24 protein-coding genes are annotated in these 24,957 nt (G+C 60.4%); 5 read left to right on the forward strand and 19 right to left on the reverse strand.

All coding sequences use genetic code 11. The annotated features are described in order from the left end of the window. Nucleotides 1–50: 50 nt before the first annotated feature. Nucleotides 51–596, reverse strand: coding sequence for a DJ-1 family glyoxalase III (locus tag Q0J85_RS00260; RefSeq protein ID WP_294477105.1), 546 nt, complete (start codon nucleotides 594–596; stop codon nucleotides 51–53). An 88-nt stretch (nucleotides 597–684) separates the two neighbouring features. Between Q0J85_RS00260 and xerD the strand changes: the two genes are divergently transcribed. The 4 genes from xerD to Q0J85_RS00280 all read left to right on the forward strand — a co-directional run bounded on the left by xerD (nucleotide 685) and on the right by Q0J85_RS00280 (nucleotide 5,467). Next, nucleotides 685–1,584: a site-specific tyrosine recombinase XerD gene (xerD, locus tag Q0J85_RS00265; RefSeq protein WP_294477107.1), complete on the forward strand. Its 900-nt coding sequence runs from the start codon at nucleotides 685–687 to the stop codon at nucleotides 1,582–1,584. A 122-nt stretch (nucleotides 1,585–1,706) separates the two neighbouring features. Further along, complete coding sequence (locus Q0J85_RS00270) at nucleotides 1,707–2,810, forward strand: LacI family DNA-binding transcriptional regulator (protein WP_294477109.1); 1,104 nt, start codon at nucleotides 1,707–1,709, stop codon at nucleotides 2,808–2,810. Beyond that, nucleotides 2,807–3,577, forward strand: coding sequence for a prepilin-type N-terminal cleavage/methylation domain-containing protein (locus Q0J85_RS00275; RefSeq protein WP_294477112.1), 771 nt, complete (start codon nucleotides 2,807–2,809; stop codon nucleotides 3,575–3,577). The genes Q0J85_RS00270 and Q0J85_RS00275 overlap by 4 nt, the downstream gene beginning before the upstream one ends. A gap of 24 nt (nucleotides 3,578–3,601) precedes the next feature. Next, entirely contained in the window at nucleotides 3,602–5,467 is a 1,866-nt protein-coding gene (locus tag Q0J85_RS00280) for a beta-galactosidase (protein WP_294477114.1), read from the forward strand. A gap of 163 nt (nucleotides 5,468–5,630) precedes the next feature. On the opposite strand, the gene murJ is transcribed toward Q0J85_RS00280, so the two are convergent. The 18 genes from murJ to Q0J85_RS00370 all read right to left on the reverse strand — a co-directional run bounded on the left by murJ (nucleotide 5,631) and on the right by Q0J85_RS00370 (nucleotide 23,684). Then, complete coding sequence (murJ, locus tag Q0J85_RS00285; protein ID WP_294477116.1) at nucleotides 5,631–7,235, reverse strand: murein biosynthesis integral membrane protein MurJ; 1,605 nt, start codon at nucleotides 7,233–7,235, stop codon at nucleotides 5,631–5,633. A 7-nt stretch (nucleotides 7,236–7,242) separates the two neighbouring features. Then, entirely contained in the window at nucleotides 7,243–7,962 is a 720-nt protein-coding gene (locus tag Q0J85_RS00290; protein WP_294477118.1) for a pyridoxine 5'-phosphate synthase, read from the reverse strand. Then, complete coding sequence (locus Q0J85_RS00295; protein WP_294477121.1) at nucleotides 7,956–8,726, reverse strand: hypothetical protein; 771 nt, start codon at nucleotides 8,724–8,726, stop codon at nucleotides 7,956–7,958. The genes Q0J85_RS00290 and Q0J85_RS00295 overlap by 7 nt, the downstream gene beginning before the upstream one ends. Further along, nucleotides 8,723–9,379: a riboflavin synthase gene (locus Q0J85_RS00300; protein ID WP_294477123.1), complete on the reverse strand. Its 657-nt coding sequence runs from the start codon at nucleotides 9,377–9,379 to the stop codon at nucleotides 8,723–8,725. The genes Q0J85_RS00295 and Q0J85_RS00300 overlap by 4 nt, the downstream gene beginning before the upstream one ends. 1 nt (nucleotide 9,380) lies before the next feature. Beyond that, complete coding sequence (gene ribD / locus Q0J85_RS00305; RefSeq protein ID WP_294477125.1) at nucleotides 9,381–10,418, reverse strand: bifunctional diaminohydroxyphosphoribosylaminopyrimidine deaminase/5-amino-6-(5-phosphoribosylamino)uracil reductase RibD; 1,038 nt, start codon at nucleotides 10,416–10,418, stop codon at nucleotides 9,381–9,383. Nucleotides 10,419–10,423: 5 nt separating this feature from the next. After that, complete coding sequence (gene ftsY, locus Q0J85_RS00310) at nucleotides 10,424–11,374, reverse strand: signal recognition particle-docking protein FtsY (protein WP_294477128.1); 951 nt, start codon at nucleotides 11,372–11,374, stop codon at nucleotides 10,424–10,426. Then, a complete protein-coding gene (nusB, locus tag Q0J85_RS00315) occupies nucleotides 11,371–11,892 on the reverse strand; it encodes a transcription antitermination factor NusB (RefSeq protein ID WP_294477131.1) in 522 nt (173 codons plus the stop codon). The genes ftsY and nusB overlap by 4 nt, the downstream gene beginning before the upstream one ends. Beyond that, nucleotides 11,892–12,377: a 6,7-dimethyl-8-ribityllumazine synthase gene (gene ribH / locus Q0J85_RS00320; RefSeq protein WP_294477132.1), complete on the reverse strand. Its 486-nt coding sequence runs from the start codon at nucleotides 12,375–12,377 to the stop codon at nucleotides 11,892–11,894. Before ribH ends, nusB begins: the two co-directional genes overlap by 1 nt. A gap of 62 nt (nucleotides 12,378–12,439) precedes the next feature. Next, on the reverse strand, nucleotides 12,440–14,824 hold the full coding sequence (gene pheT / locus Q0J85_RS00325) for a phenylalanine--tRNA ligase subunit beta (protein ID WP_294477134.1): 2,385 nt from the start codon (nucleotides 14,822–14,824) through the stop codon (nucleotides 12,440–12,442). 26 nt (nucleotides 14,825–14,850) lie between these two features. Further along, entirely contained in the window at nucleotides 14,851–15,861 is a 1,011-nt protein-coding gene (gene pheS, locus Q0J85_RS00330; RefSeq protein ID WP_367274566.1) for a phenylalanine--tRNA ligase subunit alpha, read from the reverse strand. Between the two features lie 268 nt (nucleotides 15,862–16,129). Continuing rightward, the gene (rplT, locus tag Q0J85_RS00335; protein WP_106053777.1) at nucleotides 16,130–16,480 is read right to left on the reverse strand and encodes a 50S ribosomal protein L20; all 351 of its coding nucleotides are present in this window, start codon (nucleotides 16,478–16,480) and stop codon (nucleotides 16,130–16,132) included. Nucleotides 16,481–16,505: 25 nt separating this feature from the next. Beyond that, a complete protein-coding gene (gene rpmI / locus Q0J85_RS00340; protein WP_106053776.1) occupies nucleotides 16,506–16,706 on the reverse strand; it encodes a 50S ribosomal protein L35 in 201 nt (66 codons plus the stop codon). 86 nt (nucleotides 16,707–16,792) lie between these two features. Next, a complete protein-coding gene (gene infC / locus Q0J85_RS00345; RefSeq protein ID WP_294477145.1) occupies nucleotides 16,793–17,293 on the reverse strand; it encodes a translation initiation factor IF-3 in 501 nt (166 codons plus the stop codon). 99 nt (nucleotides 17,294–17,392) lie between these two features. Beyond that, nucleotides 17,393–19,123 carry a threonine--tRNA ligase gene (gene thrS, locus Q0J85_RS00350; protein ID WP_294477146.1) on the reverse strand — a complete coding sequence of 577 codons (1,731 nt, stop codon included), beginning with the start codon at nucleotides 19,121–19,123 and terminating at the stop codon, nucleotides 17,393–17,395. A 147-nt stretch (nucleotides 19,124–19,270) separates the two neighbouring features. Then, nucleotides 19,271–20,677, reverse strand: a complete 1,407-nt coding sequence (gene ahcY, locus Q0J85_RS00355; protein WP_294477148.1) for an adenosylhomocysteinase — start codon at nucleotides 20,675–20,677, stop codon at nucleotides 19,271–19,273. A 1-nt stretch (nucleotide 20,678) separates the two neighbouring features. Further along, nucleotides 20,679–21,701: an adenosine kinase gene (locus Q0J85_RS00360; RefSeq protein WP_294477150.1), complete on the reverse strand. Its 1,023-nt coding sequence runs from the start codon at nucleotides 21,699–21,701 to the stop codon at nucleotides 20,679–20,681. A gap of 6 nt (nucleotides 21,702–21,707) precedes the next feature. Then, complete coding sequence (metK, locus tag Q0J85_RS00365; protein WP_294477152.1) at nucleotides 21,708–22,904, reverse strand: methionine adenosyltransferase; 1,197 nt, start codon at nucleotides 22,902–22,904, stop codon at nucleotides 21,708–21,710. A 144-nt stretch (nucleotides 22,905–23,048) separates the two neighbouring features. Next, nucleotides 23,049–23,684 (reverse strand): OmpA family protein, encoded by a 636-nt coding sequence (locus Q0J85_RS00370; protein WP_294477154.1) that lies wholly within the window; start codon nucleotides 23,682–23,684, stop codon nucleotides 23,049–23,051. A 265-nt stretch (nucleotides 23,685–23,949) separates the two neighbouring features. Here Q0J85_RS00370 and Q0J85_RS00375 point away from each other — a divergent pair, with 265 nt between their 5' ends. Continuing rightward, on the forward strand, nucleotides 23,950–24,957 hold the full coding sequence (locus Q0J85_RS00375; RefSeq protein WP_294477156.1) for a branched-chain amino acid aminotransferase: 1,008 nt from the start codon (nucleotides 23,950–23,952) through the stop codon (nucleotides 24,955–24,957).

The raw sequence follows: 24,957 nt of genomic DNA on the forward strand, positions 1-24,957 counted from the left end.
AATATACACCATGTCCGGGTGAAATTTCAAGCCGCCCGCCGAACTTCCGTTCAGGCGTTTACGAACATCGCCGCATAAAGCGCATCGGTCTCCGCCCCGAGCGCGCCCGCAAGCACTTTTGCAAAGGCGAAAACCGCCCCCGGCCCTTTGCCGGTGACGATCCGTCCGTCCTGCACGGCCATTGCCGAGTCATAACGGTATCCGGCGGGGAGGTATTCATCCAATCCCGGATACATCGTGAATTTTTTCCCCTCGAGCAATCCCGCTTTTGCGAGCACCATCGGCGCGGCGCAGATCGCCGAGACGATCTTCCCGCCCCGCTCCATCGCGCGCACGAAGTCGAGCACCGCGGCAGATTCATACATTGCAAGAGCTCCCCCCATGCCGCCGGGCAGAAACACCGCGTCGAACTCCTCCGGAGCGCACTCCGCAAGCAGCCGCTCCGCTTTCAGCCCGAAACCATGCGCACCGGTTACGTCGAGTCCGGCCAGTCCCGCCACGGTCACCTCGAACGACAGGCGGCGCAGCACGTCCCCCACCGCAATGAATTCCGTCTCCTCCGCACCATCGGCGAGAATAATCACAATCTTCTTCATAAAACCTCCTTGACGATCGCTCCTTTTCAGAGTAGATTATAGTCCGGTAACGCCGATACTATAACACCTCCGGCGCGATCCGGCAATCATGTTTGAACGCGATTTCCAAGAATTTCTGAGATACCTGACCATCGAGCGCGGGCTCTCCCCGAATACGGCGGACGCCTACCGCCGCGATCTTGAGGATTTCGCCTCCTGGCTCGCCGACCGCGGCATCGACTCCTGCCGCGCCGTGAAACGGGAGATGATCGTCGACTATCTTGAGAACAGCCTCTCCGAACGGGCGATGGAACCCGCGACGATCGCACGGCGGCTCGTCGCGATCAAGATGTTCTTCCGTCATCTCGAGGAAGAGGAGCTCATTCCGACCGATCCCGCCGCCGTGATCGAGTCCCCGAAACTCTGGCGCGCACTGCCGGAATTTCTCTCGATCGAGGAGGTCGACGCTTTTCTCGAAGCGTGGCCCGCGGACGACGACCCGCTCAACCTGCGCAACCGCACCATGCTTGAACTGCTTTACGCCTCCGGTCTGCGTGTCTCGGAACTTACGACATTGCCGCTCACCGCGCCCGATTTCGACAACCGGACCATGCGCGTCACCGGCAAAGGCGAAAAAACCCGCATCGTCCCGGTCGGGGAAACCGCGCTCGAACTGCTTCAACGGTATCTGCGCGAAGCCCGCCCGTTCCTCGCGGAAAAAAATCCGTCCTCCCCCTACGTGTTTCTCTCCCACAACGGACGCAGACTCAATCGCGAACGGATCTGGGGCATCGTCAAAGAGGCGGCCGTACGCGCCGGAATCCATAAGAACATCCACCCGCACACGCTGCGCCACTCGTTTGCAAGCCATCTGCTCGCAAACGGCGCGGATCTGCGCGTCATTCAGGAGATGCTCGGGCACGCCGACATCGCCACGACCGAAATCTACACCCACGTCGACGCCAACCGCCTGCGCGAAGTTCACCGCAAATTCCACCCCCGCGGTTGAACAGATCCTTAGTTCATGAACTAGACGATGAAAAAGCGGTTTCTTTTCATAAAACGGCAAAAGCATTCTTGCTTTTATCGTTCCATTTCATTATACTTTTAGTGAAAAGACAAGAGGTGGTCATGCAGAAAACGTTTACCATCCGCGACATCGCCAGCGAGGCGGGAGTCTCGATCGGGACAGTCAGCCGGGTGATGAACCATGCCGGAAATGTGGACTCCGCCCTGCGGGAACGGATTCTCTCGGTCATGCGGAAAAATCACTACGTTCCGTTGCGCCGTCCGAGGAAGAACTCCCGGAGAAACCTGGCGGAGGGGAGTCGCATTGCCGTCCTCTTCTTCGACGTGCAGTTCCAGTGGGAGGAGTCGTATCACACCCGTTCCTACGGGGCTGGGATCACCGAGGTCTGCACCGCCTGCGGAATTCAGCCGGAGTTCTTCACGCTGCTCGACTGCCGCGACGATAAACTCTTCCGGCATCTTTCGGAATTCGACGGAATTCTCGTCAAACACAAGTTTCTCCCCGGAGATGAACGGCGACGGCGGCTCGAGAAGCTCGAGGAGAAACTGCCGATCGTCTGGTTCGGCATCGACGACTTCAACCGCAACGGTTCGAACGTCTGTTTCGACAACCGCGCGGCCGGAGCTCTCGCCGCCAGAGAACTCATTCAGCGCGGCCACCGCACCATCGCATTCATCTGCACCGATCCCGGCAACGGCATGTTCCGGCAGCGGGAAGAGGGATTCCGGATCGAGATGGAGGCATGCGGGCTGTGGAATCCGGAACTGCTCTTCATGGAGAAATCTCCGACCATTCAAGCCCTCGAACTCGATCCCGTACCGCCGCTGCTCGGACAGATTCTCGGGCGGATTCTCGCCCATCCGCAGAAAGTCACGGCCGCCGTCGTCTCGAACGACTGGGGTTGTGTCGGCCTCTACCGCGCCTGCGCCGAACGCGGTGTCCGAATCCCGGAAGAGCTGAGCATCATCGGATTCGACAATCAGGTCTCCATCTGCTGCAGCCTGAAACCGCCGCTGACCAGCATCGACAACCCGCTGGCCGACATCGGCAGATGCGCCATGCTGGACCTGCTTCAGAAGATCGATGCGCGCCGACGGAATCTGACGGTTCCCTCCGGCGTCCGGATGCTCTCGGGAGTCCTGGTAGAACGTCAATCGCTCTGTTCATTACCCATACCAATCTTTTCAGAAAGGGCCATGTCATGATAAAAAGGAATTCATTCACATTGATCGAACTTCTCGTTGTGATTGCGATCATCGCCATCCTCGCGGCCATGCTGCTGCCCGCACTGAACAAAGCGCGCGCGGCGGCGAAGAAATCCAACTGTCTCTCCAACCTCGGCCAGATGATGAAAGCACAGATCTTCTACGCGGAAGACAACGGCGGCTACATGGTGACCGTGGCGAAGTACGGCAGCAGCTACGAGCCGTGGACCGCGCTGCTCTCACGGGAAAAGAGCAACTCCGGACTGCTCTCCACCGGAAACGGCTACATCCCGCTGAAAACCCTCCGCTGCCCCGGCAAACCCGAAGACCAGTCGGCCAAAGCCGACGACCTGCACTGGGGAGTGTACGGCTTCGTCAAGGGTCGCAATGACGCCCAGTACCACGATTCCAACATGAAGAAGCGCAACCGGCTCGGCAACTACTTCCACACCATCGACAGCAACGACAACATGTTCTTCGCGCTGCATCGCATGAAACAGCCGAGCGGGACCTATCTGGCGGGTGATACCGCCGCCTCTGCGGGCAATCAGAAAGGGCAGTCGTGCTGGGCGTTCTCCCCCTCCTACGCGCTGGATACTCAGACGGTCGGACTCCATCTCGCCCACGACGAACGGGCCAACGTCGGCGCGGCTGACGGGCACGTCACTTCGATGAACAAGGTGGAACTGAACCGCTGCCCGTTCAATTTCCGCTACATGCTGTCGCAGGGGCTCGTCCCGGTCACCATCAGCGACGATGTCGATTGATCCACCAACCAGAGGAGAAATGCTATGAAAAACAAAATCCTGGGAAGCCTGGCCGTCGTTACGGCGGGCGCATCACTGTTCGCGGCACCGGAGGTGATTCACGATCCCTACGGCGTATGCGCCCACGTGAGCCGCGGCGAGTGGCAGTTCGCCCCGCAGACGTTTCAGAAGATGCACGAGGCCGGCATCAACTATGTGCGCACTGACTTCGACTGGAAATACGCGGAAATCAAACAGGGCACCTGGCAGTACAACCAGCTCGACCGGGTGGTCGAACTCGCGAAAAAGGAGAACATCAACGTTCTGCCGATCCTCGATTACGATGTGCCGTGGGCGACTCCGGCGTGGAAACATCTCGATTTGTGGAGCAACTACGTGCGGAATCTCGTGACCCGCTACCCGCTGCTCCGCTACTGGGAGGTCTGGAACGAACAGAACTCCCCCTCGTTCTGGCACGACACCTCCAGCGGAGAAAATTATGCGAAACTGCTGGAACGCACCTACCGGGAGATCAAGGCGATCAATCCGGAACTCACGGTTCTGTATGGCGGCACGGCGGGGGTTCCGCTCCCGTTCATCGAAGCGTCGCTGAAAGCCGGAGCGGGAAAATATTTCGATGTGATGAACATCCATCCGTACCACTGGCGCGGCGTGCCGGAAATGATGTTTTCCGATCTCACAAGTTTGAAAGCCCTCATGCGGAAATACGGTGTCGGCGAAAAACCGATCTGGATCACGGAAGTGGGCTGGGCCACGGCACGGCCGCCGCGCTTCTTCGTCGATGTGCTGCCGTCGGTTCTGGCGGAGGCGGGGGTCGATCCGGCGGCGGGAGCCGTTGCGGTCGTGAATGATCCGGAACTCGGGTTCTTTGAAGCGCCGAATTTCAACGCGGACTTCAATCTCGGCATGTTCCGCAAGGTTGAACGCATCCGGCTGAAAGATCTGAAATCACTGGACGTGAAGCGGTTCCCGGTTCTGGTTCCCTCCACATCCGAGGAGTTCCCGATGAGCTATCTTCCGGATGTGATCGACTACGTGAAGCGCGGCGGCACGCTTCTGCTGCCGACCGGACTGCCGTTCTATCATGATTACCAGATGGACGGCAAAGGGAGCGGCAAAAACGTGCAGGTCAATGACAAATACCTGAAACATCTCCACATCGCCTGGGAGACCTGGTGGGTCAAAAACAGCGTCCCCCAGCAGGAGAAATGGCAGAAACCCGCATCCCGCTTCGCCGGGAAATTCAAGGTCGATTTCAAGCCGACCGGCCGGTTCCTGACCGACGCCAACCTGAAGAAAGGCGACGAATTTATCCCGGTGATCGAAGCCGGTACCGACGACTACCGGGGAACGATCTGCGCGCTCTACAAGCTCAACAGTGATCTCAAAGGGAACATCATCGTCTACTCGGGACTCGGCGTCACTGATTCCACCACGGAAAAGCGGCAGGCGGAAATGCTGCCGCGCACCTATCTCATCGCGCTGGCGAACGGAGTTGAACGGATCTTCTGGTACAACTTCCGCGCGGGGGAGTGGAAGCCGGATGAACGCGAACACCACTTTGGAATCGTCCACGCGGACTTCTCGCCGAAACCCGCGTTCCACGCTTACAAGACGCTGACCACGCTCTGCCCGTCGGGTTCGACCGTTCCGGAAATTTCAGTTCACGGCAAGAGCTATCTCGCGAACTGGAAACGGCCGGACGGCGTGAAAGTCTGGGCCGTCTGGACGGCGGATTTCCATCAGAAGCTCTCCATGCGGATCAAAGGAAACGCCGAGGCGATGAATCACCTCGGCGAGAAACAGCCGGTCCCCGGAAAAGAGTTCACCGCCACGCCGTCGATCCTCTATCTGGTCGGCCCCGAGTCGGTCACGGTCGACGCGCGCTGAGCCTGCCGCCCGTTCTTCTGCGGTCCCGCGCCGGAGCAATCCGGTCACGGGACCGTTTTTCATCGTTATGCGGCACGTTCACTTCGCAGGCGGTACTCCCGGGCCTCATCGTCCGTGCACACTTTCCCCGGCAGGTTTCTTTTTTTGGGATTTTATCCGCTGTTCAGCGGCGGCGCAGAACGGCGATGAGTTCCGGAATCTCCGGTGCATGACAGAGGCGGCTTCCCCCGAAGTAGAGCAGCGCAAACAACACCCCCAGAAGCGCAAACGCAGGCAATTCGCCGACGTAACGGCTCGTCAGATGTTCCCGCAAAACCGGATAGAGCCACATCAGAGCAAATCCCGCAACAAGCGCGAATATGAGCGAACGCACGAACGTCCACCCGATTCCACGGATGTCCAGCGGAATTCCCTCGTTCCTCAAATGACGCAGCAGAAGCGTGTTGTTCAACATCGACGAGAGCACCGTCGCCAGTGCGATCCCCCCCTGCCGCAGCGGCCACATGAGCAGCAGATTCAACACCACGTTGCACCCGATCGCCACAAGCGAATAACGCAGCGTCGTACTCATCATCTTCCGCGCATTGAACGGAGCAAGCAGCACCTTGATCGAGCAGAACGCCGGAATTCCCGCCCCGTAGAAGATCGCAACCATCCGAGCCGCCTCCAGATCCTCCCGCGTATAGTTTCCGCCGAGACAGAGAATTCGGAGCATCGGCTCCCAGAAGAAAACGACCCCGACCGCCATCGGGACGCAGAGAAAATAGACGTGCCGCAGACTGAACCCGAGATCGTGTGAAATCTCCGCCAGATCCCCGCGCGCCGCCGCCCGTGACATCGTCGCAGTCAGCACCGATCCGAGCGCGATCGCGTAAATCCCGATCGGCAGATCGATGATCCGATCCACGTAGTTCAGCGCCGGAACCGCTTTCGGCCCGAGAAAGATCGCGAGCGAACGGTCGATCAGAAAACTGATCTGAAGTGCCGCTCCGCCGATCATCCCCGGCAGCACCAGCCGCCAGAGTCTCCCGAGAATGTCACTCTCCCGAAACGCCCTCCAGGAGAGGGACGGGAACCGCCCCGCCCGCCAGAGCAGCAGCAGCATCAGCACAAGCTGAATCGCCCCGGAGGCGAGAACCAGGTACGACAGCGTCTCGAGAAATCCGAACAGATTCGTTCCCGAAATCCCGCGCCGAAACGCCGTATAAAGTCCTCCGATCAGAAAAAAATTCAACAGCAGCGCCCCGAGGGCGGGCAGCACAAAGATCTTGCGGGTGTTCAGCACCGCACCGATCGCACCAATCAGGCAGATGAAGAACGCATACGGCATCAGAAGCGGCAGAATCGTGAGCGCCAGCTGTACGCGCCGGCTCGCCAGCACCCGAGACAGCCTGCCGAACGACTCCTCTCCGGCAAGTTCACGCAGCCCGATCGCACAACCCGCGACCACCGCCACAATCAACGCCAGAATCAGCGACAGCACCGAAAAGACAATGCCGAGCTCGCGCCGGACCTGTTCCGGCCCGGCTTTCTCATCGGTCTCGGAGACGAGCGGAATCAGCGCGGTCCCGAGCGCTCCCTCCCCGAGCAGTCGCCGGAACGTGTTCGGAATCGCGAACGCCAGTCCCCACGCGCTCGCCACGGCGTCGCCGCCGAGCACACGCGCCTCGAGCATCACCCGGACCAGACCGAGCAGCCGTGACAGCAGCGTCGCCAGGGAGACTCCGAGCGAACTCTTCAGAATGCCGTGACCGCGATGTGAACTCATGAATCAACTATTTCGAGTAAGGCTTCATCGCCTCGAGCATTTCGCCGACGGCGCGCTCCATGCCGACCATGATCGCCCGGCCGATGATCGAGTGACCGATGTTCAACTCCGAAAGGTGCGGAATCTCGAGGATTCCGGCGATGTTTTCGTAATCGATCCCGTGCCCGGCATTGACCGAAAGTCCGATTTTATGCGCATGCTCCGCCGCCGCCTTGAGCCGCTCAAGCTCCTGCCGCCGCGCTTCTCCGACCGTATTGGAATAGGTTCCGGTGTGGAGTTCAACATAGTCGGCGCCGACCTCTTTCGCCGCATCCAGCTGCGCCTCCACCGGATCGATGAAACAGCTCACGACAATCCCGGCCTCATGCAGTTTCTCCACGGCGGCGCGCACCTTGTCGCGCTGCCCGGCGACGTCCAGTCCTCCCTCCGTAGTCAACTCCTGCCGCTTCTCCGGCACAAGGCAGCTGCTGTGAGGCTTGACCTCGCAGGCGATGCGCACCATCTCATCGGTGACCGCCATCTCCATATTCAGATTCTTCACACTCTTCGCAAGTTCGCGGATGTCCGCATCCTGGATGTGGCGGCGATCCTCGCGCAGGTGCGCGGTGATCCCCCATGCGCCCGCCTTCTCCGCGAGAAGCGCCCCCTCCAGCGGATGCGGCGACGCGGCAAGACGCGCCTGGCGCACGGTCGCAATGTGATCGATATTCACTCCGAGTTTCAACATGATTCCTTCTCCCTGATTTCCGGCGGAGCCGCGGCCGCGCGACGGAACTCCTCCGCCAGCGCCGCTACGCCGTGAACATCTCCGGTCACAACTCCGAACCGGCGCGGAGAAACGCAGAGCGTGCCCGCATCCTCCGCGAGTTTTCGTATCTCATCAGCACTCCATCCCCGTCCGGTTTCGGGGTCCGGGTGCAGCACAAAGCAGTCTGAATAAAACCGCAGCGCATGGAGTGTTTCCGCCTCCACCGATCCGGGCGTGCATTCGAGCGAAAACACCAGACCGGGAAACAACATCTCCCGCAGAAAACGCACATACGCCTCCGCATCCCCGGGCAGACGCAGCGCAATCCGCAACTTCAGGCGGTACTCGTCGAGAATCCCGAATGTCCCGCGCAGCAACAAGAGCAGCGCCTCGCGATAGCTCCGCTCCGTTTGCATCCGTTCCCAGTCGATCCGCAGTCCGACCTCGCTGCTGCGCAGCTCGAGCGCCCGTTTGCAGCGTGCCCGGAAGACGCGCGCGAATTCCACTTTCAACGCGAGATTCTGTTCCGGCAGCAGCGAAACCATCTCATAGGAGAGAAGTTCGCGCGGCACAACCGCCACCTTGCCGGAGACAATCTTGTGGAGCTTCATGCGCAGCTCCTGACTCTCCAGCGCATCTCCGGGAAACATGAGAAACCCCAGCCCGGCCGGATACGGCTCCGGCATCCGGGCAAACCCCTCCGTCGAGGCGAAGACCGCGCCGAATTCCACTGCCGGCTTCACAGAAACCCCGCTTCCCGCAGCGTATCCATCGTGATCCCGGACGGAGCGGGCGCCGCGGCAGCCCCCTCCATGCGCAGCTCGAACTGACGGCGGATGTATTTGCCCACAAGATCTCCCTCGAGATTCACAAGTGTCCCCGGCGTTCGCGCCACCAGCGCCGTGTCATTGCGTGTAACCGGAATCAGGCAGACGGAGAAATCGCTCTTCCCCACATCGACTACCGTCAGCGATACGCCGTCAATCGCGATGCTCCCCTTTTCGACGATCTCGGGAGCGAGCGACTCCGGAAGTGCCACCCGCAATTCATAATCCCCGTCCGCCATCCGGCGGAAATCGATCACCTCGGCCGCCGCATCGATGTGCCCGGAAACAATATGCCCGCCGAGCCGGTCACCGAGCCGCAGCGCCCGTTCCATGTTCAGCAGTGCCCCGGGTTTCAGCTTCCCGAGATTCGTCCGACGCTGCGTCTCGGCCAGCGTGAAGAACTCGAGCACGCCGCCCGCAAGTTCACGCTCCAGTGTGAGGCAGCAGCCGTTCACCGCGACGCTCTCGCCGTAGACCGGCTTCTCGAATTTCTTCGACGGGCGCAGCCTCAGATGCTCCCCATGCAATCCGACCAGCACGCCGGTCATTTCCACCAGCCCGGTAAACATGTCACTCCTCCAGCCGCCCGCTGATGGCGATGTCCTCGCCGTAATGGGTCACTTTGACATTGTGCAGTTTCCGCGCGAACTCCATCGATTCGGGGTTGTTTCCACCGAGCACGGGACGGCTGTCGCGACCGCCGAGCAGCTTCGGCGCGATGTGAAACTCGACCATGTCGACCGCGTTCGCATCGATCGCCGCCGCCGCGAGCTCCCCGCCACCCTCGATCAAAAGACACGTGATGTTGCGCGCGCCGAGGCGGATCAGCAGACTGTGCCACTCCTCGTTCGTCTCGAGCTCGACCCGCTCGAAGTTCCCGTCCGGGAAGTAGGAAGCGACCTCCTCGTCATCCATGCTGCGGCTCGCGATGATCCGCAGCGGCTGGCGCGGCCACGATTCCGGTTCGCGCACGGTCAGCTGCGGATGATCCTGCCGCACGGTTTCGCCGCCGACCATGATCGCATCGCTGAGGCGGCGCAGCGTCTGAACCCGCCGCCGCGCTTCCGGCCCGGTGATCCACTTCGATTCGCCGGAAGCGGTCGCGATCTTCCCGTCGAGCGTCATGGCCATCTTCAGAATCACGAACGGCTTGCCGGTGCTGATCCACTTGAAGAACGCCTGATTCAATTCGCTGCAGGCGCTCTGTTCGACGCCGACCGTCACCTCGATTCCGGCCGCCTCGAGCAGTTCCACCCCGCGACCCGCATGGTGCGGATTCGGGTCGAGCGACCCGATCACGACCCGCCCGATCCCGGCGGCGATGATCGCATCCGTGCAGGGGGGCGTGCGTCCGGTCGTACAACACGGCTCAAGCGTGACGTAAAGCGTCGCCCCTTTCGGGTCATAACCGTGCCGCGCCGCGTCGGAAAACGCATTGATCTCCGCGTGCGGCTCCCCCGCCCGGAAGTGGTAGCCGCGCCCGATGATGACGCCGTCGCGCACGATCACCGCCCCGACCATCGGGTTCGGGCTGGTCAGTCCCCAGCCCATGCGCGCCAGCCCCAGCGCTTCGAGCATATACGAACGGTCTTTGTTCTCTCCGTCCATCGGAATCAGTCATGCTCCTCTTCTTCGTTCCCGGACTCTTCGCCGAACAGCGCGTCCGCGTAAAATTCCGGACTGAACGGCTGCAGATCCTCCGGCTGCTCCCCGAGCCCGATGAAAAACGTCGGCAGCTCGAATTCCTGGTGCAGCGCAACGACCATGCCGCCCTTTCCGGTTCCGTCGAGTTTGGTCAGCACGAGCCCGGTGACTCCGGTCGCTTTGGAAAACTCCCGCGCCTGATTCAGCACATTGCCGCCGAGACTCGCATCGACCGTGAGCCACACCTCATGCGGCGCACCGGGATAGACTTTCTCAATCGAGCGGCGGATCTTCGCAAGTTCGTCCATCAACCCTTTCTGGTTGTGCTGGCGGCCCGCCGTGTCGATCAGCAGATAGTCCGCGTTGCGCGCGAGCGCGGCCTGCGTGGCGTCGTAGGCGACGCTCGCGGGATCGGCCCCGTGTTTCGCGGAGACCACCTGCGAATCGGTCCGGTCGCCCCAGAGCTGCAGCTGTTCGACCGCGGCCGCCCGGAACGTGTCGCACGCGGCGAGCACCACCCGCTTGCCGTCCGCCCGGAAACGGGCTGCAAGTTTTCCGATGGTCGTGGTTTTTCCGCTGCCGTTTACGCCGACCATCAGAATCACGGTCGGCTTGCCCGCTTCCGCGTAATGAATCGGACGCGAGCGTTGACGCAAAATCTCCTTCACCGTCTCCGAAGCGACTTTGACGAGGTCGGCATTTGTGGCGATTGCGCCGCGCTCATACCGGTCCCGGATCTCTCCGACGATGCGGAGCGAGGCCGATACGCCGAAATCGGCGGAGATCAGCAGCTCCTCAAGTTCATCGAACGTTGCCGCGCTGTGCGCCTTGACCCCGGTGAAGATCGAACCGATCGTCCGGGCAACCCGGGTCGTGGTCTTTTCCAACCCCCGCTTGAAGATGGAGAAAATCGATTTCATTCCTGTTCGCCTTTTTTCGGTTGTTTTCCGCTGCGCGGATCCCGCTTCAAGGTATCCTTGATGCCGTTCAGCACGCCGTTGATGAAACAGCCCGCCTCATCCCCGGAGTAATCGCGCGCGATCTCGACCGCCTCGTCGATGCTGACCACCGGCGGCACGTCCTCGATATAAAGCATCTCGGCAACCGCAACCCGCATGATGTTGCGGTCGACATGCGAGATCCGCTCGAAATCCCAGTTCTGGCTCCGCTGACGAATGACCGAATCGATCTCGTCACTGTTCAGCGCCACCGCGAGATAGAGCTTTTCGGCATACTCCCGGGCCTTGCGCCCGAAACGGTTCTCCTTGAGCCCGTGCTCCTCCCGGATCTGATCGTAAAAGCGCGCAAACGTCTCCGCGTCGGGCAGCTCCTGCCGCATATCGCAGCGGAACAGATACTGCATCGCAAGTTCGCGCCCCATCCGTTTCGCGTGGGGGCGGGGCTCCTGAGCCCCGGTAAAGTCGTCGTCCTCAAACATCACTGGATCGCCCTGGTCAGATTCGCCATTTCAATCGCCGCGACCGCCGCGTCGACACCCTTGTTGCCGGCTTTCGTCCCGCTGCGCTCAATCGCCTGCTCGAGATTCTCCGCCGTAATCATGCCGTAAGTCACCGGCACGCCGAACTCAAGCCCGAGCTGCGCAAGCCCTTTCGCCACTTCCGCATTGATGTAACCCGCGTGCGAAGTCGCCCCCTGAATCACCACGCCGAGCGCGAGAACCGCATCGAACTTCTTCGTCAGAAGCAGCTTCTTCACGGCGAACGGAATCTCGTAAGATCCCGGCACATACGCCACCGCCACATCCGCGGCGCTGCCGCCGTGGCGCACGATCGCATCCATCGCCCCATCCAGCAAACGACTCACGAAAAAGTCATTGAAACGCGCGCAGACGATCCCGAACTTGAGACCTTTCGCGTCGAGATTCCCCTCGAACACCGTCCCGGCACTTCTGCTGTTGCTCATCGTTATTTCCTTCCCAAATTGCTGTTGCACATTCGATTCGGGACTCCCCGCCGCCGGGAAGATCACCGCAATTCCACTTTCAATTCGTTCTTCAGCTTTTCACGCAGCTTCTCGAAACGGGAGTTGACTTCCGCATCGGTCAGCGTTCGCTCCCGGTTCCGGAACGTGAGCTGATAAGCCATGCTCTTGCGTCCATCTTTCTCGAAAATATCGAAGAGCCGCACCGATTCGAGATCCGCCGGTTTCGCCTTGCGGATGAACTCCAGCACATCCGCATGCGTGAGCCCCGCCGGAGCGACGAACGCCACATCGCGGCTCGTCGCCGGGAAAAGCGAGAACGGAACGTAATAACCCACCCCGTGATCCGCCGCCAGAAGCGTCGCCATGTCGAGCTGAGCGACGAAAATCGGATAGGTCGTGCGCCACCCTTTCACGAGCGACGGCGCAAGTTCGCCGAATGCGCCCGCCTTTTTCCCCTCGATCTGCACTTCCGCGGCACGCCCTTTCCGGAACCGCCCGTCCTCGACCGGAACGAAGCGGTAACGTCTGATGTTCATCAGTTCAAAGAGCGACTCGAGCGCGCCTTTCATGTCGTAGAAATCATACTGCGCCTTGAGCTCATCCGAATACTGTTCCGGATGTTTCAAACCGGTCAGTGCCATGCAGAGCTCGAACCGCTCCTCCGGGAAGAGTTCCGGATTGCGGCAGAACGCCTTGCCGGTCTCAAAGAGCTTCAATGTGAGATTCCGGCGTGAAATGTTCCGCTCAATCGTGCCGAGCATCTCGCCGAGCAGACTCGGACGCATGATCGCCAGTTCCAGACTGATCGGATTCTTCAGCCGGATCAGGTCCGACTCCGTGAACCGGCTGTCCGACAGCGCCGACTCCCGATTCACCGTGCTGTAATGCAGACACTCGTAGAATCCGAGCGAGATGATCTTGTTCCGCAGCGTCTCGAGCGGCAGATACGCATCCTCACGGATCGACCCGCAGATCTTGCCGGTCACGGCGATCTCCGGAATCCGGTCGAGTCCGTCGATGCGGGCGACCTCTTCGATCAGGTCCGCTTCACGCTCAAGATCGAGACGGAAGAGCGGCGCGGTCACGACGCACCCGGTCTCCGTCACATCGTCCACTTTCAAATGCAGCGTCCGGAAAATCTCCACGATCCGCTCGTTCGACACCTGCGTTCCAATCAGCGCACGCACCCGGTCGAACCGGCATGGAATGACTTTCTCGGCGGGGCGGCCCGTGTTCACATCGACCGCCTCGCTGCCGAGTTCGCCGCCCGCAGTCTCGAGAATCAGCTGCGCGGCCCGCTTCGAGGCGAGTTCCGCCATATCCCAGTCGACGCCGCGCTCATAACGATAACTCGAATCGCTCGAAATCCCGAGCTCGCGACTCGTGGCGCGGATGTTTGAGGAGAAGAATACCGCGCTCTCGAGCAGCACATCGGTCGTCTCCTCCGTGACGCCGGAATATTCTCCGCCCATGACGCCCGCTAGCGCCATCGGCTTTTCGGCGTCGGCAATCACGAGGTGGCGCGGCTCCAGCGTCAGATTCTTGCCGTCGAGTGTCGTGATCTTCTCCCCGGACTTCGCGCGGCGCGCGATCACCCGCCCCTCCTTGAGTTTCGCGAGGTCGAACGCATGCAGCGGCTGCCCGAGCTCCATCATCACGAAGTTCGTCACGTCGACCACGTTGTTGATCGGCCGCAGCCCGACGCTCTCGAGCGACTTCTGAATCCACTCCGGCGACGGCCCGATCTTCACGTTGCGGATCAACCGCCCGATGTAGCGGGTGCAGAGATCCGGCGCCTCGACCGTGACGAGCCCCGGCGCGGGTTTGTCGCAAACGGGAATGGTGATTTCCGGCAGTTTCGCCTCCGTCCCGAGCAAACAGGAGACGTCGCGCGCGACGCCCCACATCGAAAGCCAGTCGGGGCGGTTCGGCGTCACTTCGATCTCGATGCGCGTGTCCCCCGGGAAGAGCCGGTCGACCGGCTGCCCGAGTTCCGTCGCCGGATCGAGAATCATGAGTCCCTCGTGGTTGTCGGAGAGCCCGAGCTCCTTTTCGCTGCACATCATTCCCTGCGACTCGACGCCGCGGAGTTTCGACTTCTTGATCTTGAAATCCCCCTCCGGCGTGTGGAACACCGTCCCGATCGTCGCGACCGGAACGACGCACCCGGCATCGCAGTTCGGCGCGCCGCAGACGATCTGCAGCACCGTGCCGCCGCCGATGTCGACCGTGCAGACCGACATGTGATCCGAATCCGGATGGGGTTTGCGGGTCAGAATCCGGCCGGTGACGACGCCGGCGGGTACCGTCCCCGCCGATTCGACCGCCTCGACTTCGATCCCGGCCATCGTGAGTTTATCGCAGAGAGTTTCAAGGTCACAATCGATCGTGACGTAACGGGCAAGCCAGTTTCGTGAAATATTCATTTGAGATCCATCCTCATTTCAGCCGTTCAGAATTGTTCGAGGAACCGGACGTCGTTCTCGTACAGATAACGCAGATCCGGAATCCGGTAGCGCAGCATCGCGAGCCGCTCGATGCCCAGCCCGAACGCGTATCCCGTCCAGATTTCGGGATCGTACCCGACGTTTTTCAGCACTGCGGGGTCAACCATACCCGCCCCGGCGATCTCGATCCAGCCTGAATGCTTGCAGACCGGACACCCCTTGCCGCCGCACATGATGCAGGAGAAATCGTACTCGACCGACGGTTCCGTGAACGGGAAGAAGTGCGGCCGCAGCCGGATCTTCACTTTCGGCCCGAACATCTCGGTCGCAAACATGCGCAGCACGCTCTTCAGATCCGCCATCGAGACCCCCTTGTCGATATAGAGTCCCTCGATCTGGTGGAAGTTCATGCCGTGAGTCGCATCCGGCGTATCGCGGCGGAACACCCGCCCCGGCGCAACGATGCGGACCGGCGGCTCATGCGACTCCATCGTGCGGATCTGCACGGGACTGGTCTGCGTGCGCAGAATGCGGCCGTCCTCAAAATAAAACGTATCCTGCGGATCGCGCGACGGGTGATCCATCGGCGTATTGAGCGCATCGAAGTTGTGGAAGATATCTTCGATCTCGGGCCCCTCCGAGACGATGAACCCCATGCGGCGGAAGATCTCCGCACACTCGTCGGCCACAATCGTGACCGGATGTTTGCGCCCGCAGTTCCAGCGCCGTCCCGGCAGCGAAAGGTCGATCGCCCCCTCGGCAGTGCCCGGAGCCGAGGCGAGACGCGCGGTGGCCTCATCGATCAGGGCCTGAATCCTGGTTCTCCCCTCGTTGAAAGCGCGCCCGGTCTCCTTGCGCTCCTCCGGGGCGACGCTCCCCATCTCTTTCGACAGCGCCGGAAACAATCCGTTGCGTCCGAGGTAATCGATCCGAATCTGTTCGACGGCGTCTGCGGCGGAGGCGGCCGCAGCTTTCGCCGCCGCCTCTTCCAGCGCCCGGTTGATTTTCTCTATGATCGCGTTCATAAAATTCCGTTCCTGAACTATATCATCTGCCGCCGTCGGGGCGGCTCCATTCCCGATTCCGAATTCCGACAAACACTCCCGCCGCCGGATGACCCGAATCCGCCCTCAGGGGACGGCCTCGGTGCATCTGGCGGCGGCCGCTAAATCGCCTCAATTCATACAAGATCATCGATCATTCTCCGCAGATAAAAGCAAAAACAGCTTGAAGCCGGTGAAAAAAGTCACCACCTTCAAGCTGCTTGAGCATGTGTTACGAGCCTCAGGCCTGGGTGACTTTTTCCACCAGAGCCTTGAACTCCGCGGGTTCGTTGACCGCGAGATCGGCGAGAACCTTGCGGTTCAGCTCGATGTTCGCTTTCTTGAGCCCGTTCATGAACTTGCTGTAGTTCACATCCAGCGCGCGGCAGGCGGCGTTGATGCGCACGATCCAGAGACCGCGGTACTGCTGCTTCTTCTGCTTGCGCCCCTTGTACGAATGGACGCCCGCCTTGTCGACGGCATCGTACACGGTACGGATGTTCTTGCTCGCATTCCCGTAAAAACCCTTCGCGCGCTCCAGGGTGCGCTTGCGGCGCTTGCGCGACGGCACGGCATAAGTAACTCTCGACATCTTCGTTTTCCTCCGTCGTTAAGAATTAGAGACCGTACGGGAGCGCGGCCTTGATCCGGCTCATTTCGGTCGACTTCACGGCTCCGTCCTGACGGAGACGACGACGGCGCTTGGCGTTCTTGGACGACTTCAGGTGTCGGGCGCCCGCCTTGTGGTGCCGGAACTTGCCCGTTCCGGTCTGCTTGAGCCGCTTGGCGGCACATTTTCTGGTTTTGAGCTTCGGCATTGTTGTTCCTACTTTCTTTGTAAGGATTGGTTTCCGTCGAGCCGGTCAATGCACCACCGGCTGCGACGACTCGTTTCCGCCCCCTCTTATTTCGGAGCGAAATTCACGGAAATATTCCGCCCCAGCATCTTCGGTTTCCCGTCGGCATCCGCATACGGTGCCAGCTCGGCCATCACCTGATCCATCAGCTGGAATGCCAGATCCTGATGGGCCATCTCACGGCCCCGAAGCGCCAGAGTGATCTTTAATCTACACCCTTTATCCAAAAAGTCAAGCGCATGTTTGATTTTTGTCTCATAATCGTGACTGTCGATGTTCACATGAAACTTGACTTCCTTCAGCTTCTGAGCCGCAGAATTCCGGCGCTGCGCCTTCAGATTCTTCTTCTGCTCATACTGAAGTTTGCCGAAATTCATGATGCGCACCACCGGCGGAGTCGAACGATCCGATACCAGCACCAGATCCAACCCGGCCTCATGCGCCAGCTCCCGCGCTCTCGCCAGCGGAACCACATCCATCTGTTCGCCCTCGGGACCGATCAGACGCACCTGATCCGCAGTGAAGCTGCGATCATTGGGTTTCAACAACTTAGCAATAGCGATACCCTCCTTCCAGACGTCGGCTCTTTGCTATGTCTCCGCACCGGGCCCCCCCCGGCGCGGATTGTCGTATCCGAATACAATACTTCAAACGATCTTATTTTCAACCTCGTAACGCATTTTTTCCGCAAGTTGTTCGACGGAAAGCGTCCCGAGTTCCCCTTCCCGGCGGTTCCGCACCGCCGCCGTGCCGTCCGCGGCCTCGCGTTCGCCGACCACGAGCAGATACGGGATGCGCTCGTTGCGCGCATCCTTGATCTTCGCCCCGAGGCTCGACGCGCGCACGTCGGTTTCGACCCGGAATCCTTTCTGCCGCAGCTCGAGTTCGAGCTTCTTCGCGTAATCGAGCTGCTTCTCCGAAACCGGCAGCACCCGCGCCTGTTCCGGTGCAAGCCACAGCGGAAACGCCCCCGCATACTGCTCGATCAGAATGCCGAAGAAACGTTCGAGCGAACCCATCAGCGCCCGGTGCACCATGAACGGACGATGCTTCTTCCCGTCCTCGCCGATGTAGGTCATGTCGAAGCGTTCCGGCAGATTGAAGTCGAACTGGATCGTCGCTGTCTGCCATTCGCGCCCGATCGCGTCTTTCACTTTCAGGTCGATCTTCGGCCCGTAGAACGCACCGCCGCCCTCGTCGACTTCGCACTCGAGCCCGAGTTTGTCCACCGCCTTGCGCAGCGAGGTGATCGCTTTCTCCCACCGCTCCGGCTCGCCCACCGCTTTCGCCGGACGCGTCGACAGATACGGTTTGATATCCTTGAACCCGAAGCAGTTCCAGATATAGAGACTGAAACGGAGAACCTCGGCGATCTCATCCTCAATCTGCTCCGGCGTGCAGATGATGTGCGAATCGTCCTGCGTGAATCCGCGCACACGCAGCAGCCCGTGCAGCGCTCCGGACTTCTCATAGCGATAGACCGTCCCGAGCTCCGCCCAGCGCAGCGGCAGCTCGCGGTACGAACGCAGACGCGACTGATAGATCTCAATGTGGAACGGGCAGTTCATCGGCTTGACGTAGTAATCCTTCTCGTCGATCTTCATCGCCGAATACATGCTGTCCCGGTAGAAATCAAGGTGTCCGCTCGTCTCCCAGAGCACACTCTGCCCGATGTGCGGCGTGTAGAGCAGCTGATAGCCGTTCTTGTAGTGTTCCTCTTTCCAGAAAGTCTCGAATGTGTGACGGATAAACGCCCCTTTCGGATGCCAGAGCACAAGACCCGGACCGACGTTCTCGGAGAAGCTGAAGAGATCAAGCTCCTGCCCGAGTTTGCGGTGGTCGCGCTTCGCGGCCTCCTCCTGCATGCGGATGTGCTCCTTGAGTTCCGCCTCCGTCGCGAACGCGGTCCCGTAAATGCGCTGCAGCATCTTGTTCTTCTCGTCGCCGCGGAAGTAGCTGCCCGCAATCGACAGCAGCTTCACCGCGCCGATGTCGCCGGTATTCGAGACGTGCGGTCCCCGGCAGAGATCGACGAAGTCGCCCGTCCGGTAAAAGCCGATCTTCTCCCCCTCGGGAATGTCAGCAAGACGTTCGAGCTTGTAGGGCTGTCCCGCCTCCGAGAGCATCTTCTGCGCCTCCTCGCGGGAGAGCTCGAAATGCTCAAACGGCAGCTTGCGGCCGATCAGCTTCTTCATCTGCTTTTCGATCTCTTTCAAGTCCTCGTTCACGAGGCGGTGCTCCATGTCGAAATCGTAGTAAAAACCGTTTTCAGTGGCCGGACCGATGTCGAATTTCGCATCGGGATACAGCTTCTGCACCGCCGCAGCCATCACATGAGCCGCGCTGTGGCGGATTGTCTCCAGAGGATAATCACTCATAATCGTAAACCTTATATTCCAAATTTCTTACTGCCTGCACGAAAAAACATCAACCGCGGCCGCCGGTCACGCCCGCGTCGGTGACGCGGGGGATTCCTCTCTGGGTCAAGTTCCGATTCATCCTGTTCACCCTTTCCGGCCCGGCCTCTAGTAACGGTAGTTCTCCGGCTTGTAAGGGCCATCGACCGGAACGCCGATGTAGGCGGCCTGTTCCGGCGTGAGTTTCGTCAATTTCGCGCCGAGTTTTTCGAGGTGCAGCCGCGCGACTTCCTCGTCGAGTTTCTTCTCGATCAGGTAGACGCCGACCTTCCGCCCCGCATTGCGGGCGATGTCGATCTGCGCGAGCGTCTGGTTCGTAAAACTGTTCGACATCACGAACGACGGATGCCCCGTCGCGCAGCCGAGGTTCACGAGCCGTCCCTCCGCCAGCAGATAGATGCTGTGGCCGTCCGGGAACGTGAAACGGCTGACCGGACACTCACTGCCTTTGATGACCGTCTTTTTGATGCCGGGCCAGCTCTCGAGCCGCGCGACCTCGATCTCGTCGTCGAAGTGGCCGATGTTGCAGACGATCGCCTGATCTTTCATCTTCGCCATGTGCTCGGCCGTGATGATCCGGCAGTTGCCGGTGGTCGTGACGAAAAGATCCGCCTGCGGCAGCGCATCCTCGACCGTGCAGACCTGGAAACCGGCCATGCACGCCTGAAGCGCGCAAATGGGATCGATCTCGCTCACCAGCACGCGGGCGCGTTCGTTGTGCAGCGCCTCTGCGCACCCCTTGCCCACGTCGCCGTAGCCGCAGACCATGACCGTCTTGCCGGAAAGCATCACGTCGAGCGCGCGCTTGATTCCGTCGGTCAGACTGTGGCGGCAGCCGTAGATGTTGTCGAATTTGCTCTTCGTGACCGAGTCGTTCACGTTGATCGCCGGGAAGAGCAGTTCGCCTTTCGCCTGCATCTGAATAAGCCGGTGAACTCCCGTAGTGGTCTCTTCCGAAACGCCTTTCACATTCGCGGCGACCTTGTGCCAGTGCTGCGGATCCTCCGCGAGAACGCGCTTGAGCAGCGCATTGATGATCGCAAGCTCCATCACATCGGTCGGAACGTCGAGAATCGACGGATCGTTCTCCGCCGCATACCCGCGGTGGATCAGCAGCGTCGCGTCGCCGCCGTCGTCGACGATCTGATCCGGTCCGGACCCGTCCGGCCAGGTCATCGCGCGATAGGTGCACTCCCAGTACTCCTCAAGCGTTTCGCCTTTCCATGCGAAAACCGGCACGCCGTCGGCCGCGATCGCCGCCGCCGCGTGATCCTGCGTCGAGAAGATGTTGCAGCTCGCCCAGCGGACATCCGCGCCGAGCGCCTTGAGCGTCTCGATGAGCACGGCGGTCTGAATCGTCATGTGCAGACTGCCCATGATCTTGACACCCTTGAGCGGCTGCTGCGGACCGTATTTCGCACGGGTCGCCATGAGGCCGGGCATCTCCTGCTCGGCGATTTCAATCTCTTTCCGGCCGAAGTCGGCCAGATTGATATCCTTGACCTTGTATTCCATCTTATTTGGTTCCTTCCTGCATCCTGCTTCTGATATAGCTCCAGCGCTCTTCCGGAATCTCGGAGCCGACCACCTTGACCACCTCGGAGCTCACGAGCGCACCGTAGTACGCGGCCTCCGCCAGATTCCGGTCGCGGCAGAGCCCGTAGAGAAATCCCGTTGCCCAGAGGTCACCCGCGGCGGTCGTATCGACCGGATTCTCGACGAGCTGCGCCGGAATCCGCACGGTTTCGTTGCCTGACTTCACAAGCGCGCCCTTCCGGCCGAGTTTCACGGCGGCGACATCACACCAGGAGGCGAGCCGGTCGAGCTGCTCCTCAGCGGACATCTCCCCGAGCAGCGCAGCGGCCTCCTCCTCGTTCGCGAGAATCACATCGACATACTCTTTGAGGATCGACGGCAGACTCTCGCGGAAATCCCGGACCACTTCAAACGATGCGAGGTCGATTCCGATCCGGCAGCCCGCCTCTTTCGCTTTCCGGAGCACGGTCGGCATGACCGCCGAGTAGAACATGTACCCCTCGATATAGACGAAATCATACCTCGAGTAGTCGACCGCATCGGCCTCTTCGGGACGCACAAGCAGCGAAGCCGCCAGCGCGGAGCGCATCGTGCGTTCCGCATCGGGCGTGATCATCGAAAGACACGTCCCGGTCGGCAATTCCGACGTCGCAATGAACTCCGCATCGGATCCGCCGAGTTCCCGCAGCCGGCTGCGGTAAAAATTGCCGTTTTCGTCATCGCCGAGCTTGCCGAACATCGCGACCGGAATTCCGAGGCGCGCGAGCCCGAAGATCGTATTGCCGGCCGACCCGCCCGGAACGAGCCGCGGTTCCGTCGGCAGCCGCCGCAGAACCTCCTCCTGAAACTCCGGTTCGACCATGAGCATGCCGCCCTTTTCTCCGGGGACGGTCTCAAGAAATGCCTCATCGACCGGGACGAGGACATCCAGCAGCGGCGAACCGACGCCGAGCAGCCGGAACTCCCCGCCGTTCGCGGAGTTGCGTCCGTTCAGAATTCCCATGATGCCTTACTTCAGGTATTCCGCCGCGGCGGCTTTGAGTTCTTCGACCTTGTCGAGCTTTTCCCACGGGAACTGCGGACGGCCGAAGTGACCGTAGGCGGCCGTATCCGCATAACACCAGCCGTTGCCGGGATGTTTGAGTCCGAGTGTCTGAATGATCGCCGCCGGCTTCAGGCTGAACACCTTGCGGACCACTTTCTCGAGATCCTGTTCGTTCCTGAGTTTGCCGGTGCCGTAGGTGTCGACGTTGATCGAGAGCGGCTCAGCCACGCCGATGGCATAGGCAACCTGAATTTCGCACTTGTCCGCGAGTCCCGCCGCGACGATGTTCTTCGCGATGTAGCGGCACATGTAAGCGGCCGAACGGTCCACTTTTGAGGGATCCTTGCCGGAGAACGCGCCGCCGCCGTGGCTGCCGACGCCGCCGTAGGTGTCGACGATGATCTTGCGGCCGGTCAACCCGGTATCTCCATGCGGACCGCCGATCTCGAACCGACCGGTCGGATTGACATAATACACAATGTCGTCATTCAGCAACTCGGCCGGAATAACTTTCTTCACGACCTCCCGGACCAGAGACTCCAGCCATTTAATATCCATATCCGGGGTATGCTGGTGCGAAACCACAACCGCGGTCACCGCAACCGGCTTCCCCTGAGAATAACGGATCGAAACCTGGCTCTTCGAGTCGGGCCGCAGGTAACGGTACTCTTTCGATCCGGTATGGCGCAGCCGCGCGAGTTCCTCGACGATCTTGTGGGCATAGTAGATCGGCGCCGGCATGTAGGCGGGAGTCTCGTTCGAGGCATAGCCGAACATCATGCCCTGATCGCCCGCGCCCTGCTCGGTGAAGAGCCCCTCACCCTCGGTCACCCCCTGCGAGATATCCGGAGACTGCTTGTGGATGCAGATCATCACCTTCGCGTCGTCGGCGCAGAAACCGACGCCATGTTCATTGTAGCCGATCTTGCGGACCGCATCGAGCGCAACTTCCTGCCAGTTGACTTTCGCTTTCGTCGTGATCTCACCGGAGATGACGACGAGATTCGTCGTGGTCAGCGTCTCGCAGGCGACACGACTCTCGGGATCCTGCATGAGGCAGGCGTCGAGGATCGCATCGGAAATCTGGTCACACACCTTATCGGGATGCCCCTCCGAAACCGACTCGGAGGTAAAAACATGGTCGGCATGAATTTTACTCATCGCTGTAAACTCCTGATATTTAAATATTTTCCACTTTTTATCATTCAGATGTAAAAAGCCCGTCCGACCGCAGACGCGGCCGGCCGAGCGAGATTTCCGGTTTTAGAAACGATCGTAAACGAACATCATGCGGTTCGTTGTAAATCAATGCTGCGGCATCCGCATCGGAACCGGAACGCCGCGCCGGTTCTGACCCCAGACCGCTTCGCCCGTCCCCTCGACCGCCGGCTTGTCCTTGCCGTAGCTGAGGGTTCTCATCCGCGTATCGGCAACGCCGCAGCCGGCGAGATAGGCGCGGATCGCATTCGCGCGGCGTTCACCGAGCGCACGGTTGTACTCTTCAGTGCCGCGCTGGTCGCAGTGGCCCTCGATCACGAGCCCGAGCGTCGGATTCGCCTGGAGATACTGGGCGATGCGGTCGAGGTTCGCCTGTTCGGAGGGTACGAGCACATCCGAGTCATAAGCGAAGTAGATGATCGGCATGTTGAGCCGGTTCCCGCTGGGATCGGCCTCGACCCAGCCGGTGCCGTCATCCGGGGAGACGGAGTTGATTCCCTCATCCGTCGCCCCGGCGGACCAGCCGGACGGACCGCTGCCGAAAGAATCGCCGGGAACGCCGCCGAGACCGGTGTTGTTCGGACCGAAGCCCGGATCCGGATACGCCTCCTCCACCGGGGAAGTCATTTCCGCCGGGGTCTCGTTACTGAAGAGACCGCAACCAGTGGTTCCGAATCCGAGAATTGCGAGCGCAAGCGCCGAACCGAAAAAATGCTTCATCATAACCGTTGTTCCTCTCTGGAAATGAGTCTCCGAAAACCAATGACAACTCGTTTTCTCTTAACATAGACTTGAAATACGAAATTTCCAATGATTTTCCAATAAAAGCGATTTTTTTTTGAGAATTCCATTTGCGGAGCGGTGCAACCGCAGGAAAAACCGCGCGCATTTGACGCCAAACTCGAAAAGCTGCTTGATATTGCAGAGCAACTCTGCTATATTTCCCTCTGTAACATCCTGTAAATGCAGACATGGAGGACAGCAGATCATGAACATCGATTGGGAAAACCTCGGATTCAAATTCATGCCGACCCGGAGCAACATCCGGTTTCATTACGCCGACGGGAAGTGGGACGACGGGAAACTGTATGAAAGCTACGACATCACCATGAGCGTCGCGGCGAATGCGCTCCACTACGGGCAGGCGATCTTCGAGGGGGGCAAGGCGTTCCGCTGCAAGGACGGCAAGGTCCGGATCTTCCGCCCGGACGAAAACGGAATCCGTCTGAACCGCTCGGCAGCCCATCTGCTCATGCCGCAGTTCCCCGTCGAAAAATTCGTCGAGGCGGTGAAAACCGTCGTGCGCGACAACATCGACTATGTTCCGCCCTACGGGACCGGCGGCGCGCTCTACATCCGCCCCGTGATGTTCGGCATGACGCCGCAGATCGGCGTCGGCGCGAGCCTCGAGTATGAACTCGTCATCATGGTCGTCCCGGTCGGAGCCTATTACAAGGGCGGCATCAAACCGGTCGACGCGATGATCTCGCGCGACTACGACCGCGCCGCGCCGCACGGCACGGGCCACATCAAGGCCGCGGGCAACTATGCGGCAAGCCTGATTTCGAGCAAACAGGCCAAGGAGAAAGGGTGCGCGGTCGCACTCTTCCTCGATCCGGCGACGCACACGTTCGTCGATGAATTCGGCACGAGCAACTTCCTTGCGATCACGAAAGACGGCAAATATGTCACGAGCCTTTCCGACTCGATTCTCGCTTCGATCACGAACAAGTCGCTCATGACCATCGCGGCCGACCTCGGCATGCCGGTCGAGCGCCGGAAAATCCGCGCATCGGAACTTCCCGACTTCGCGGAAGTCGCCGCGTGCGGGACCGCCGTGGTGCTCACCCCGGTCGGCCGTATCTTCGACGGGGACAAGGTGATCGACTACCATCTCACGGAGATCGGTCCGCATTTGAAGAAGCTCTACGATGAGATGACCGGCATCCAGGACGGCGCGCGTCCGGACAAGCACGGGTGGCTGGTGGAGATTTAA

This window comes from uncultured Victivallis sp., assembly GCA_944389935.1.
Lineage (GTDB): Bacteria > Verrucomicrobiota > Lentisphaeria > Victivallales > Victivallaceae > Victivallis.